Raw genomic sequence first — 14,029 nt, 5'->3', positions numbered from 1 at the left:
GAAACTTCAGACTGCATTCCAGGCGCGAAATACCAGGCTCGCGCAACTGCCGCCGAACCCGAATGAAACCGACATTGCCGTATCGATGCGCGCGTCGCGCGTTTCCCGCACGAGCGGCATGCCGGCGGCGGCCGCATCGAGCGCTTCAATGCCCACGGCGCCCGCAATCCAGCGATCGCGCATCATCAGCAAGGTGTAGATCGCTTCGTGCGCACCGCATGCGCCGAGCGGATGGCCGCTGAGCGCCTTCGTCGAGGAGAACGCGGGCACCTCGCCGCCAAACACGGCGCGCAGCGCGAGCAGCTCCTCAATATCGCCCGTGGGCGTGGAAGGCGCGTGGGTGTTGATGTAGTCCGGGCGCGTGCCGGCTTCGGCCAGCGCCTCGCGCATGGCGCGCGCAATGCCCCCCGCCTGCGGCGCGACCATCTGCGCGCCGTCGGTGCCGTGGCCGTAGCCGGTCAGCTCCGCGTAGATGTGCGCGTTGCGAGCCCGCGCATGCGCGAGCGATTCGAGCACGAGGATGCCGGCACCCGAGCCGATCACGAAGCCGTCGCGCTGCGCGTCATAGGGCCGCGACGCGCGCTCCGGCGTGTCGTTGAAGCCGCGCGAGAGCGCACCCATTGCGTCGAACATCAACGTCATGTTGTCGTGCAAGCCCTCCGCGCCGCCGGCGAGCACGATGTCCTGTCGGCCCGTCTGGATCAGCTGCATGGCCTGGCCGATGGCGAGCGCGGAAGTCGTGCACGCCGATGAAGGCGAGTACGTCACGCCTTCCATGCCGAACACATGCGCCAGATTCGCCGATGTCGTGCTGCTCATCGCCTGCGGCACCGTATACGGTGGCACGCGGTCGACGCCGCGCGCGATTGCGCTCTCCATGGCCGCGTCGTAAGCGGACATCGTGCCGACGCCCGAGCCCACCACCGCGCCGGCCCGAGGCGTGCGCAACGCGTGCGCGTCGAGATGTGCGTCGGCGATGGCGCTGCGCGCGGCGTGGCAGGCAAAGCGCGCCGTGTCGCCCATGAAACGCTCGGCTTTGCGCTCGAACGGCGCTTCGCCTGCCACCGAAGCCACTGCCGCCAGCTGACTCGCGAAACCGCGTTCGCGCCACGCCTGAACGCGCGTGATGCCGCCGCGTCCGTCACGCAACCTCCCGGCGACGCTCTCGAGCGTGTTGCCAAGGCACGAGACGATGCCCATGCCCGTCACGACCACGCGCCGCAAGCCGCTCGCGGAAACTGTCTGCATGCTCAACGCGCGCGCCGGAAGATCAGCGACGTGTTCACGCCGCCAAACGCGAAGTTGTTGCTCATCACGTACTCGGCCTCTATGGTGCGCGGTTCGCCCATGATGTAGTCGAGCGGTGCGCAGGCCGGATCGACCTCGGTCAGGTTGAGCGTGGGCGCATACCAGTTGCGTTTCATCATCTCGATTGTCCACCAGGCCTCGATCGCGCCACACGCGCCGAGCGTATGGCCGATATAGCTCTTGAGCGAACTGATCGGCATGCGCGCGCCGAAGGTTTCCGCCGTGGCCTGGCTCTCGGCCACGTCGCCGCGATCCGTGGAGGTGCCGTGCGCATTCACATAGGCGATCGATTCGGGGGCCAACTGGGCGTCGGCCAGCGCCTGGCGCATGGCGACCGCCATCGTCGCCGCCGTGGGCTGCGTGATATGCGCACCGTCCGAATTGCAGCCGAAGCCCACCACTTCCGCATGAATGCGCGCGCCGCGCGCCACGGCATGCTCGTATTCCTCGAGCACGAGCGTAGCCGCGCCCTCGCCCACCACGAGGCCGTCACGCGCGGCGTCGAACGGACGCGGCGTGAGTTGCGGCTCGTCGTTGCGCGTGCTCGTGGCGTAGAGCATGTCGAACACCGCCACGCCCGGCCCCGAGAGTTCCTCGGCGCCGCCCGCGAGCATCAGCGTCTGCTTGCCGTTCGCGATCATCTCGTACGCGTAGCCAATAGCCTGGCTGCCCGATGCACACGCGCACGACGTCGGCACGATGCGCCCCTTGAGGTCCCAGAAGAGGCTTACGTTCACGGCCGTGGTGTGCGGCATCATCTGAACGTAGCTGTTCGACGTCACGTCGCTCATCGAGCCCGTTTCGAGCATCTTGCCGAACGCGCGCACCGGCTCCACCGAACCGGCCGACGACCCGTACGCCACGCCCATGCGGCCGTCCTTGATCGACGGATCGTCGAGCAGGCCCGCGTCCGCGAGCGCGTGCTCACTCGCGCGCACCGCGTAGAGCGAGACCGGCCCCATCGAACGCGTCTTCTTGCGCGGATAATAGTCAGGTGTATTGAACGCTGGCAGCGGGCACGCAAGGCGCGTATGCAGCGACTCGATATAGTCCCAGTCGTGCACGCGCTTGACAGCGTTGACGCCGCCTTTGAGTGCGGCTTCGATCTGATCCCACTGCTCGCCGAGCGCGGTCACGCCGCCCATGCCGGTAATGACGACACGTTTCATCAGACCATCCCGCCGTTCACGCCAATGACCTGGCGCGTGACATAAGACGCCGCGTCGGACATCAGGAAGCCGACCACGGCCGCGACTTCGGCCGGTTGACCCACGCGGTTCATCGGCACCGCCTTGAGTGCGTGATCGAGCGGTACGTCGTCGAGCATGCCGGTATCGACGAGGCCGGGCGCCACGCTATTGACCGTGATGTTGCGCGTGGCCAGTTCGACCGCGAGCGCCTTCGTCGCGCCGATCAGTCCGGCCTTGGCCGCGCTGTAGTTCACCTGGCCGCGATTGCCCGTTACCCCCGACACCGAGGCCACCGTCACAATGCGGCCGCCCTTGCGCGCCCGCACCATCGGCATGACGAGCGGATGCACGACGTTGTAGAACGCGTCGAGGCCGGTTTCGATCACGATGTCCCAGTCTTCGTCGGTCAACGCGGGGAACGCGGCGTCGCGCGTGACGCCCGCGCAGCAGACGATGCCGTAATACGCGCCGTGCGCCGCGACGTCCTCTTCGAGCGCCGCGCGGCACGCGGCCCGGTCGCGCACGTCGAATTGCAGCACGCTGGCGGTGCCGCCCTGTGCGACGATGCCGGCCGTGACGGCGTCGGCTTCGTTGCGGCCCGTACGGCAATGCACGGTAACGGCAAAGCCGTCCGCGGCGAGATGGTAGGCGATCGCGCGACCAATGCCGCGGCTCGCGCCGGTGACGAGAACACGCCGGCTCATGATCTGGAATTCTCCTCGATGAATGTCTGAAAATCGCGCGGCTGGTACACCTTCACGGTGGCCTCCGCCAATAGTTCGTTATCCTGCTTGATCGTGCAGCCGTACGCGCCGTGGCCTTCTTCGCTGCGCAGCAGTTCGCTGACCGTGACACTGAGCGGCGCATCGCTCGCGAATGCCGCCTGCGCCGCCTCATAGCGCCGCGTACCGAGCAGCACGCCCGGGCGCGCGGGCTTGCCTTCGCGCATCGACAGCAGGCCTACGTGGGCCGCAATGGCCTGCGCCATCAGTTCGATGCCGATCCACGCGGGCATCGCGCCCTGCGCGTCGGCGTACCACGCGTCGGCGCGCACGCTCGCAAGCGCCGTGAGCGACTCGTCGCTGCATGCCGCGACCGAGTCGAGCAGCAGCATCGTGCCGCGGTGCGGGATGATGGTTTCGATCGGCGGGAACACGTCCATCGTTGATGAAAGAGCAGGATTCATGGCCTCGATCACCGTCCAAGTATGAGTGAGGCGTTGCTGCCGCCAAACGCGAATGAATTGCTCATCGCGTATTGGCGTGCGCCGCTGCGTGGCAAATGGCGCACGTCCTGAATGAGGTCGAGCGCGGGCAGCGCCGGGTCGACTGCTCCGTCCCACACGTGGCGCGGCAGCGCAACGTCGTCGCGGGCGAGCGTGAGCCACGCGAGACCCAGTTCGGTTGCACCTGCCGCGCCGAGCGTATGGCCCGTGAGCGGCTTCGTGCCGCTCGCGGCCACGCCGTCGGGAAACACGCGCGACATGAGATGCGCTTCCATCTGATCGTTCTTGATCGTGGCCGTTGCGTGCAGGTTGACGTAGCCGATCTGGGCCGCGCTTATGCCCGCGTCGGCGAGCGCCGCGCGCAATGCGAGTTCGCCGCCCGCGCCTTGCGGATCGGGTGCCGAGATATGGTGGGCGTCGCTCGACTCGCCCGCGCCCGCGAGCACCACCGGCCCTTCCTCGCGGCTCATGAGGAACACCGCTGCGCCCTCGCCGATGTTGATGCCGCGGCGCTGCGCGCTCATCGGATTGGTCCGCACGGGGCTCGTCGATTCGAGCGAGGCGAAACCTTGCAGCGTGAGTTCACAAAGCGAATCGACGCCGCCTACGACGACCGCATCACACAGTTGCGCGCGCAACAGGCGGCGCGCGGCGACGAAGGCCTTGGCGCTCGACGTGCATGCCGTGGAGATCGTGTAGGCCGGACCGCGCAGTTCGAGCGCCGCAGCGGCGAACAGCGCGGCTGTACCGATTTCCATCTGGCGGTAATCGAAGGTCGAAGCCGCGTCTGACTGCGTGAACGTCATTTCCGCCGCGCTGATGCCCGACGTGCTCGTGCCGAGCACGACGCCGATACGCCCCGCGCCAAAACGTTCGCGCGCCGCTTCGATGGCCGGACGGATCTGCGCCAGCGCGGCGAGCAAAAGCCGGTTGTTGCGGCAGTCGTAGTGCGCGAGCGATGCGGGCGGCGCGACGTCGAGCGGCGCCTTCACGCTGCCCGCAAAGGCGGTGCCGGTGCGTGTCGTAATCGGCCCCATGCCGGGCGCCTCGCCGCGCGCGAGTGCGCCGACGATCGACGCCACATCGCCGCCGAGTGCGTTGACCATGCCGAGCGCGTGCAAATAGACTGGGAGCGCCATCAGGCCTTTCTCCGTGGTGTAGTGTGCGTGCCCGAGGGCATACAGATAGGCGCGAGCATGACGGACACCATGATGCCGAGCGACAGCGTGGCGCCAAAGCTCTTGAGCGCGGGCATGGAACTCATGGCGAGCATGCCGAACGAGAGCAACGTGGTCGCGGCCGAAAGCAGCACACCGGTCCACACCGCGCCGCGATCGGTGGAAGCGCGCATCGCGCCTTCGCGCAGAAAGACGGCGTAGTTCGCGCCCACGCCGAGCACGAGCATCAGCGCGAGCATGTTGAAGAGATTGATGCGAATGTGTGCGTAGCCGAACGCCGCGAGCGTCACGCCGATGGCGAGCCACACCGGCAGCGCGACCGCGATGGCGCCACGCCAGCCGTAGCGGAACATCAGCAGCGCGAGCACGAGCGTCAGCGCGCCCGCGAGCCAGATCGCACCGTCTTGCCGGTACACGCCAAAAAGGCGCGACACGCTCGCCGCCTTGTCGACGAAGCTCACGCCGGGCGACGCGTACGCAACGTCGAGAAGCGCGGGCTCGTTCGCAGCCGACACGCCCTGCGGAATCACGATCGCCGCGAATGCGCCGGGCGTGCTCACCGAGCGGCCGAGCCACAGATGGCGGAACGGCTGCGACCATGGTTCGGCGAGCCAGGCGTCCACGTGCAACACGGAAGCGCCCGAGTGCGTCCACGCATCGAGCCACGTTTGCGCCACCTCGTCACGAAAGCCCGCTGCGCTAAGCAGCGCGCGCAAGGCGGCCGGATCGGCGAACACGTGCGCGCCGAGCAGCGCGCGATCGGCCCGCTGCCGCGCTTCGGACGGCACGAACGACGTCACCGATTGCCAGCCGCTCAGCGCCGAAGTTCCGGTGAGCGCGCCGAGCCGCTTGCACAGCGCCTCGGTGCGCTGAAGCACGGCTTCTGGTGACGCGCCGCGCACGACGAAGAACTGAGCGCTGTTGTCGGCGCCTACTGCGCTCGACACCACACGCTCTTGCGCGACAAGCGCCGGGTCCCGCTGGATCAGCAAATGAATGTCGTCGTCGCTGCGCAGTTGCAGCCAGCCCGGCACGGCGGCAATCACGAGCACGAGCGCGACGCCCCACGCACGCCGGCCGCCGATCAGCGCCTGCCATTTCGCAAGCGACGCCGCGGCGACCGCGAAGAGCGTCTGGGGACTGCGGCGCGCGGGCTCGGTCATGAGACTCGGCAGCAGCCAGATGACGGAGGCGAAAGCGGTAAAGATGCCGACGATGGCAAAGCACGCAATCTGCCTGAGCGCAGGAAACGGCGCGAACGTGAGAATGGCGTAGCCAAGCAGGCTCGTGCTGAGCGCCACCGTGAGCGCGGGCAGCACTTCGCGCGCGCCGCGCCGCGAATCCCAGCCGTGCCGCGCGCCCAGGTAGACGACGAAGTACTGAATGGAGTAATCGACCGCTTCGCCGATCAGGCTCGCGCCGAACACGAGCGTGAGCAGATGCAGCTTGCCGAAGACGAGCATCGTGGCGGCCAGCGCGCACACGATGCCGAGCGCGGTGGAAACGAAACCGAGCAGGATGAGCCGCGGCGAGCGGAAGATCCACAGCATGAGCAGCGCGATGCCGACCGCCGAAACGACGCCGATTACGTGTACGTCGCGCTCCGAGGCGCGCCGCGCCGACTCGGCATAGAACACGGCGCCCGTGCGCGCGATAGAGACATCGGGCCACGCAGCCTTGAGCGCCGCTTCGCCGTGAGCGACGGCAAGCAGCACGCCGCGCTGAACCTCGGATTCGTAGGCGGAACCCGGCAGCGTGCCGATCACGAGCACGCTCGTGGTGTTAGCGCGGTGCGCCACGAGAAAGCCGTCCTCGATGGTGAGATTCGATGCCGCCAGCGGCAGCCCCGCGAGCCAATGCTGCAGCCAGCCGAAGGGATCGTCGGCGAGTGGCGTGGCGAGACCCGCGTTCGGCAGGCCATAGAGGCGTTCGGCGAGCGCGCCGCGCAGCGTCTCGGCGCTCCCGCCAGCCGTCGCGCGGTCTTCCGCCGTGAGCAGCCCGAAGCGGTACGGCAGGTAAAAACGCGTAATGCGACCCAGATCGAACGACGGGACTTGCGCCGTCACCGAAGCAAACGCATGACTCGCGCTCAGTACCGCGCCCAGTTGCCCCGCCGCCGCTTTCGCGTGTGCCGCGTCCTGGCTCGACACGAGCAGCACGGCGCGATTGCCGAGCGCGCCCGCAAGCTGGTCCACGGCCTCTTCGGCTACGGGGTCGGCCTCGGTCGCGGGCAAGAGCGCCAGCAGGTTCGTCTGCAAGGGCGTCGGACCCGTAAAGCGCCAGGCGCAATACAACGTCGCCGCGAGCGCGAGCAGCACCCACGCGGCACGCAGCGTCCACTGCCGCCACCAGGGCGTTCCGGTGCGAAGCTCGGAAGCACTCACTGCGGCGTTCCGAAAAGCTTTTCATCGGCGGGCGCGAGCCCGGACACCTGCGCGCTGCCGCTGAATTCGTACTGCGTGACGTCGCCGTTGGCGAAGGTGATGCGCAAGCTGCGCAGAAAGTCGCCACCTTCCATCTCGATGCCGCGCAGCGCCTGCGCGATCTGCGGCTGACGCGGCACGAGGCGAATCTGCCATTGGGCAGGCGTGCCGCGCGCCTCCACGTCGAATTGCGAGTACAGCCCGCTCAGGTCGCCGCCAAGCATGGCCCGCATCATCTTCGCGATCTCTGCCGCGCCGCGCGCGCCTTGCGCGCCGCCGTTCGCGGTGCGCTGACCGGCCGCATCGATCACGGTGACGCCGCCCTCGCGCATGATCCACGTTTTCTTGTATGGCGTTTCGACCTGCCAGATCACGCCGCGCTCACGATAGAACAGGAGCGAGCCCGTGCTCACGAGCGGTGCTTTCATCGCGGCAAGCGTCTGCGTTTGCATGAAGTGCGAACGCACGCCGTTTGCGCGCGCGAGACGGGACGTGATCTGCGAGACGAGTGCCGCGTCGCTCGTGCTCGCGTTCGAGGGGCCTGTGACGGCCTGCGCCGCAATGCTCATCGACTGAAGTGCAATCAGTGCGGCGACTGCCGCGCATCGTTTCAACGCGCCCATGCACGCTCCAGCTTGTCGAGCATGATGGGCGGCGAGACGAACTGCAGCTCCTGGGTGGCGGCATTCACGGCGACCTGGATCGTGTAGCCCTTCGTGAGCCGCGTGCGCGAGTCGCGATCGTAGATTTCGTAGCCGATTTTCAGGCGGTTTTCGTACTCGAGCAGATGCGCGCACACCTCGAGCTGCTGCCCATACACCGCGGGCCGCACATACTTCAAATGCGCCTCGACAACGGGCCACACGTAGCCCGACGCCTGCATCTCGCGATAGTCGTAGTCGAACTTGCGCAAGAGTGCGGCGCGGCCGAATTCGAAATACTTCAGGTAGTGGCCGTGCCAGCAGACGTTCATCGCGTCCACGTCATGGAACGGCACTTCCACGTTTGCGCTCGCGCTCAACGCCGGCGCAGTCTTGCGTGATTCGCTCATGGCCGGCCCTCCGTTGTTTGCGCGAGGAAGCCGCCCGCCGCGATCCGTTCGGTCATGGCGCGCAGTTCGTGTTCGAGCGCGCGGTCTTCATCGACGAACGGCGACGTCGCGGCGACTTCGTCCATGAACGCGGCAAGCGGTTCGGGAATCACCGTCGCGGCATTGGCGCGCAACCGCAGGCGCGCGGCCTGCACGGTGGCGAGCGCATGCGCGGCCGCGACCTGCTCGGTGAGTTGCAGCACACGCAAACAGTCGCGTGCGGCGATCGTGCCCATGCTCACCTTGTCCTGGTTGTGCGCCTCCGTCGAACGCGAGAACACGCTCGCGGGCATCGTGTGCTTGAGCGCCTCCGCCGTCCACGCCGACGACGAAATCTGCACGGCCTTGAAACCGTGATTGATCGGCGCGCGCGCGCTCGTCGCGCCCGTGAGGTTGCGCGGCAGGCCGTTGTTGAACTTGTCGTCGACGAGCAAGGCGAGCTGCCGGTCCATCAGGTCGGCAAGATTCGCCACCGCCGTCTTGAGGCCGTCCATCGCGAACGCGATATGGCCGCCGTAGAAGTTGCCGCCGTGCAGCACGCGCTCGCCGTCGGGGTCGATCAGCGGGTTGTCGTTGGCGCTGTTCAGTTCGTTTTCGATGTCGCGGCGCATCCACGTAAGCGCGTCGTTCGCCACGCCGATCACGTGCGGCGCGCAGCGGATCGAATAGCGGTCCTGCAGACGGTGGCCGGGCGTGTCCGGACGGCCGGCCAGATCAGCGCGGATCCAGGCAGCCGCCTCGCCCTGCCCGGCATGCGGCTTGGCTTCGAAGATGAACGCGTCGAAATGCGCCGCGCGCCCGTCCAGCGCCACCGTCGCGAGCGCGGTGAGGCGCGCGCTCAAGCGCGCGAGCTGCGCCGCGCGCGTGAACGCGAGACAGGCGAGGCCCGTCATGACCGCCGTGCCGTTCATCAGCGCGAGGCCTTCCTTCGGCGCGAGCGTGAGCGGTTCGCGGCCGAGCGCGAGCCACGCGTCGCGCGCCTCGCACGGCGTGCCGCGAAACTGAACGCCGCGCTCGCCGACCAGCGCCGCCGCGACATAAGAGAGCGGCGTGAGGTCGCCGCTTGCGCCCACCGAACCTTCGGCGGGAATGCGCGGCAGCACGCGATGATTGATGAGATCGGCGAGACGTTCGAGCAGCACCGGGCGCACGCCCGAGAGCCCGAAGGCCAGCGAATTCAGGCGCGCGGCGATCACGGCGAGCGCCGAGGCATCGTCCAGATACTCGCCCATGCCGCAGCCGTGATAGCGCGTGAGCTGCAACGGCAGCGCCTCGACGAGCGCCATCGGCACGTCGACCACGCAGGCGTCGCCGTAGCCTGTATTCACGCCGTAGACGGTCGCGCCGGCTTCGAGATGCCGGCGCAGAAACTCCGCCCCGCGCGCGATGCGCTCGCGCCAGGCGGGGTCGTCGTTCAGGCGCACGGCCGCGCCGCCGCGCGCGACCGCCACGACGTCCTCGATCGTCAGATGGCGGCCGCCGAATACCACGGCGTCCGGCTTCACTTCGGCATCCTTCAGGTCAATCTCGGCCATTCGCTCCCCCACTGGGGCGCGCCCAGAAATCGTAGAAGTTGAACCATTGGTAAGGCGCCTTGCGGCAATAGTGTTCGAGGCGCGAGGCAAAGCGCTGCGCCCATGCCGCAATATGCTCGGCGCGGCCACGCCGCGGCAGATCGATACGCTCGGCAAACGGCTCGAAGTAGAGCCGGTAGCCCGCGCGCTCTTTCAGGCAGAACAGCAGATAGACGGGGCACGCGAGCGCATGCGCCAGCACATAGGGCCCCTGGGCAAACGCGGCGGTCTCGCCGAGGAATTGCGCCTCGGTGGTACGGCCGGTTTCGCGCGCGGGCGTGCGGTCGCCGACGATGACGAGCAACTCGCCGCGCTCGATGCGCTCTTGCATCATCAGCGCGGTTTGCGGGCCGAAGTCGCTCACGGGCACGAGATGCTGCGCGAAGTCGTGATGCGCAGAAGCCAGCACGCTGTTGAAGCGTTTCGCGTGCTCCGTGTAGACGATGGCCGTCACCTTCGTTTGCGCGCCTCGCACGGCCAGCGCCCGCGCCATTTCGAGGTTGCCGTGGTGCGAGCCGATCACGAGCGCGCCGCGGCCGCTTGCCAGCAGCGCGTCGAGCGCGCGCGGGTCGTCGATCTCCACATCGGTCTGATCGACGCGGCCCGTCCACGCGGCCAGTTTGTCGAAGCCCGACTGCGCGAACGAGAGCATATGGCGGTAGGCCGTGAGCCAGCCGGGGCGCGGCGTCTCGCGTTCCGGCGAGCACTGCCGCAGCCGGTCGAAATAGCGCCGCGAGGCTTCACGCGCGGGCCGGCCCGTGAGCAGGAAGTAAGCGACGATAGGGTGCAGCCAGAGCGTAGTGAAACGCCGCCCGAACACGCCGCAGCTCCAGGCGAGCAAGGCCATGCCGAGCCGGCTGCCGCGTTCGGCCCTGCGCCACCACGCTTCGTTGCCCTCGCCCGCTTGCGCGCGCTTGGGCAGAACCTTGTGCGCGAGCAGGAGCGGCAGGCGCGCGAGCATGCCCGCGACGAGCCGCGTATGGCTGCGGCTGATGCGCACGTTGTCCCACAGCACGTCGAAGTGCGACACGCCATCGGCCGCGTAGGTGACGGCAGTCGGAATGGAGACGAACGCCACACGCCGCCAGTGCAGACGCACGAGAATCTCGATGTCGAAGTCCATGCGCTCGGGCAGCTTCACGCTGTCGATCAGCGCGCAAGCGAGGTCGAGCGGATAGAGGCGGAAGCCGCACATCGAATCGCGGATCGTGAACGAGAGCGTCTCGATCCAGACCCACACGTGGGTCAGATAGCGCCCGTAGAGGCGCGATTTCGGCACGCTCTCGTCGTACACCGGCTGGCCGATCACGACCGCGCGCGGGTTCGCCTGCGCGGCGGCGAGAAAGCGCGGCACGTCCGCGGCGTCGTGCTGGCCGTCGGCGTCGATCTGCAGCGCGTGCGTGTAACCCGCGTCGCGCGCGGCGCGCAGCCCCGCCATCACCGCCGCGCCCTTGCCGCCGTTCACGGGCAGGCGCCGCAGCGTGAGCTTGCCGGCGTAGCGGCGCGCGAGGTCCGCCAGCACCTGCTGGGTGGCTTCGTCGCTGCCGTCGTCCACGACGATGAGCGGCAGGCCGTGAACGATCAGGTTCGCCACGGTGCCGCCAATCGCGTCCTTGTGGTTGTAGATCGGAATGACGATACAGGCCGCGAGGCTCATGCGGGCTCCCGGTACACGAAGGCGCCGGACGCGCAGTCGCGCTCGCCAACGCGCCACGCGAACGCCACGCGGCGGCGCACCGCATCGTGCCTGAGCACGAGCTTGAGCAGCGCGCCCGGCGGCACCGGCATGGTGAATTTCAGTTGATCGACCGAGGCGAGCGCGCGCACGCCGGGCACCCACTCGCGCGCGAAGCGCATCGCCCAGTCGACCTGCACGACGCCCGGGAGAATCGGCAAGCCTGGAAAGTGGCCCGCGAAATGGACAAGCGTGTGCGGCACGCGCAACTCGAATACGCGCGCTTCTGCGTCGTCCCACTGAGCGAGCAATTCGAATCCTTCAACGCTTGCCGCGAACGCGTGAGCGACCGCTCGCGCCTGAATCTTGCCGCGGGAGTCGACGGGCAGCGCGCGCTGAATGCGCCAGTGGCGCGGCAGCACGACCGTGTCGAACCACGCTGCGAGATGGCGGCGCAACGCTTTGAGCAGCAGCACGCGGCCGTCGCGGCGCAGCGTTTCGCGGCCCTCTGTGGAGAGCACAACGAGCGCGCCGATGCGCTCGCGCGAGCCGCCTTCGAGCAGCACGGTTCTCACTTCGGCAACGCCGGGATGCAGCAGCAGTTTGCTCTCCATCTCGCTGAGCGACACACGCTTGCCGGCGAGCTTGACCACGCGGTCCAGACGCCCTTGCAGCACGAAGCGGCCGTGCTCGTCGAACGCGGCTTTGTCGTCGGTGCGATGCCAGTCGTCGTGACCCAGGTGCGGCGAGCGTACTTCGAGCGCGCCGCCCTCTTCCACAGCACCCGCGCGCACGGCGATGCCCGGCATGGGCGTCCACGCTTGTGCTTCGTTTTGCCTGCGCCAGGCGATGCCGCCCGTTTCCGTGCTGCCGTAGATCTCGAGCGGCGCGTCGCCGAACGTGGCGGCGTATTGCTTCGCGGTGTCGAGCGGCAGCGGGCCGCCCGAGGAAAAGAACGCGCGCGGCTGAGGGCTGAGCGTTTCGAAGCCTTGCAGATCGGGCCAGCGCGAGAGCTGCGCGGGCGTCGAGACGACGACTGCTGCGTCGCGCCGCGCCGAACACTCGGCGATGCGTGCCTGCAGTTGCGCCGGATCGGCGCAGGTCGCGCGGGCGAACGGCCTTCCCGCGGCCAGCGGCCAGAACACGCGGAACAGCAAGCCGTAAATGTGGTGGTGCGGCACGCTCGCGAGCACCGCCGCGTCGCCTAGTAGCCCGCCCCACGCCGCTTCCAGCGTATGCACCTCCGCGTCGAACTGCGCCAGTGTCTTGTGGACTGGCTTCGGCGTGCCGCTGCTGCCCGAGGTGAAAAGCGTAAGCAAGGCGTTCCCGTCGATCGCCACGCCGTGTTCCGCGGGTTGAACCGCAGGGATCTCGGCACACCAAGCGGCAAGCTCGTTTTCGTCGAGCAGCGCGTCGTACGCATCGCTCAGTTCGGCGAGATAGCCCGGCGTTGCGTTCGCCGGAATCACGGGTACCTTGCCAGCCGCAAGCAGTCCGAACAAAGCGCAGGCAAACACATACGGGTCGTCGCTCCACAGCACAACGCGCTGGCCCGGCCGGGCGCGCATGCGCGCGGCAATGCCAAGCGCATGCGCACGAAACGTATCGAAGTCCGTCACGTTCGCGCCATCGACGCAAACCACGGAACGCGGCTCGCGGCAACGCGCCACGAGAAGCTCGTGCAATGCGATCACGCCGCCTCCCGTCGCGCAGCACGCGGCAGCATGATCCACTTGCGCCAGGCGAACTCGCCAGCGAGCAGCGCGCCGATGATCCCGTAGGCAATCGCGCCGTTGTAGAGCGACCAGGCACGGGCTGGCCAGGCAAGCGCCGTCCAGGCGGAAAACACGCTGTTCACTGCGAAGAAACCACACCAGAGCTGCGTGACGCGGCGCGTATAACGCACGATGTGTGCGGGCGGATCGGCATAAGTCAGACGTGCGAATTTCTCGATCATCGACGGACCTTTGACGAGGGTCGCGCCGAATGCGACGAGCAGTCCGAGATTCACGAGCGAGGGATACAGGCGCATGAGCCGTTCGCTATTGGTGATGACGATGGCGACCGAGGCGACATTGAGCGTGACGGCCACGGCCCAGTCCACCGGCGTGAGCTTGCGCAGGGTCGCGGCGAGCGCGCCCGTGCCGGCCACGCGCTGCATCCACAGCAGCACGAGCAGCAACAAGCCCACGAAGCGCGGCGAGTCCCAGCGCCACGCGCAAAGAATCACGACCGGGTAGGCGAGACTGGCAATCAGCCGCCACTTGCTGCGTGCCCGGCCGCGTGCGCCGTCGTCTGCCGTGCCGCTTTCACCTGCATCGGCAGGCTCAGCCGAGCCGTGCCCGCGAAGCGCCGTCACGTATGGC

At 68.0% G+C, this 14,029-nt stretch carries 12 protein-coding genes; all 12 read right to left on the bottom strand.

The genetic code is table 11. The annotated features are described in order from the left end of the window. Positions 1-6: 6 nt before the first annotated feature. From U5A58_RS23080 to U5A58_RS23025, 12 genes are read right to left on the bottom strand one after another with little or no spacing between them, the layout of a single operon-like run. Complete coding sequence (locus U5A58_RS23080) at positions 7-1,248, bottom strand: beta-ketoacyl synthase N-terminal-like domain-containing protein (protein WP_321963148.1); 1,242 nt, start codon at positions 1,246-1,248, stop codon at positions 7-9. Positions 1,249-1,250: 2 nt separating this feature from the next. After that, positions 1,251-2,477, bottom strand: coding sequence for a beta-ketoacyl-ACP synthase (locus U5A58_RS23075; RefSeq protein WP_321963147.1), 1,227 nt, complete (start codon positions 2,475-2,477; stop codon positions 1,251-1,253). Continuing rightward, positions 2,477-3,202 carry a 3-ketoacyl-ACP reductase FabG2 gene (locus tag U5A58_RS23070; protein WP_321939594.1) on the bottom strand — a complete coding sequence of 242 codons (726 nt, stop codon included), beginning with the start codon at positions 3,200-3,202 and terminating at the stop codon, positions 2,477-2,479. The genes U5A58_RS23075 and U5A58_RS23070 overlap by 1 nt, the downstream gene beginning before the upstream one ends. Further along, complete coding sequence (locus tag U5A58_RS23065; RefSeq protein ID WP_321963146.1) at positions 3,199-3,684, bottom strand: hotdog family protein; 486 nt, start codon at positions 3,682-3,684, stop codon at positions 3,199-3,201. Before U5A58_RS23065 ends, U5A58_RS23070 begins: the two co-directional genes overlap by 4 nt. A gap of 8 nt (positions 3,685-3,692) precedes the next feature. Further along, positions 3,693-4,865, bottom strand: coding sequence for a beta-ketoacyl-[acyl-carrier-protein] synthase family protein (locus U5A58_RS23060; RefSeq protein WP_321963234.1), 1,173 nt, complete (start codon positions 4,863-4,865; stop codon positions 3,693-3,695). Continuing rightward, the gene (locus U5A58_RS23055) at positions 4,862-7,285 is read right to left on the bottom strand and encodes an MMPL family transporter (protein WP_321963145.1); all 2,424 of its coding nucleotides are present in this window, start codon (positions 7,283-7,285) and stop codon (positions 4,862-4,864) included. The genes U5A58_RS23060 and U5A58_RS23055 overlap by 4 nt, the downstream gene beginning before the upstream one ends. Further along, complete coding sequence (locus U5A58_RS23050) at positions 7,282-7,947, bottom strand: LolA family protein (protein ID WP_415774278.1); 666 nt, start codon at positions 7,945-7,947, stop codon at positions 7,282-7,284. Before U5A58_RS23050 ends, U5A58_RS23055 begins: the two co-directional genes overlap by 4 nt. After that, the gene (locus tag U5A58_RS23045) at positions 7,935-8,375 is read right to left on the bottom strand and encodes a thioesterase family protein (protein ID WP_321963144.1); all 441 of its coding nucleotides are present in this window, start codon (positions 8,373-8,375) and stop codon (positions 7,935-7,937) included. Before U5A58_RS23045 ends, U5A58_RS23050 begins: the two co-directional genes overlap by 13 nt. Then, positions 8,372-9,949, bottom strand: coding sequence for an aromatic amino acid ammonia-lyase (locus U5A58_RS23040; RefSeq protein WP_321963143.1), 1,578 nt, complete (start codon positions 9,947-9,949; stop codon positions 8,372-8,374). Before U5A58_RS23040 ends, U5A58_RS23045 begins: the two co-directional genes overlap by 4 nt. Beyond that, complete coding sequence (locus U5A58_RS23035; protein ID WP_321963142.1) at positions 9,936-11,645, bottom strand: glycosyltransferase family 2 protein; 1,710 nt, start codon at positions 11,643-11,645, stop codon at positions 9,936-9,938. The genes U5A58_RS23040 and U5A58_RS23035 overlap by 14 nt, the downstream gene beginning before the upstream one ends. After that, complete coding sequence (locus U5A58_RS23030; RefSeq protein ID WP_321963141.1) at positions 11,642-13,357, bottom strand: AMP-binding protein; 1,716 nt, start codon at positions 13,355-13,357, stop codon at positions 11,642-11,644. Before U5A58_RS23030 ends, U5A58_RS23035 begins: the two co-directional genes overlap by 4 nt. Then, on the bottom strand, positions 13,354-14,022 hold the full coding sequence (locus U5A58_RS23025) for a hypothetical protein (protein WP_321963140.1): 669 nt from the start codon (positions 14,020-14,022) through the stop codon (positions 13,354-13,356). The genes U5A58_RS23030 and U5A58_RS23025 overlap by 4 nt, the downstream gene beginning before the upstream one ends. Between the last annotated feature and the right edge of the window lie 7 nt (positions 14,023-14,029).

The sequence above is a fragment of the Paraburkholderia sp. J7 genome (assembly GCF_905220155.1).
GTDB lineage: Bacteria > Pseudomonadota > Gammaproteobacteria > Burkholderiales > Burkholderiaceae > Paraburkholderia.
Note: the sequence above shows the minus strand (reverse complement) of the source record. Positions and strands in the feature narration are given on the sequence as shown.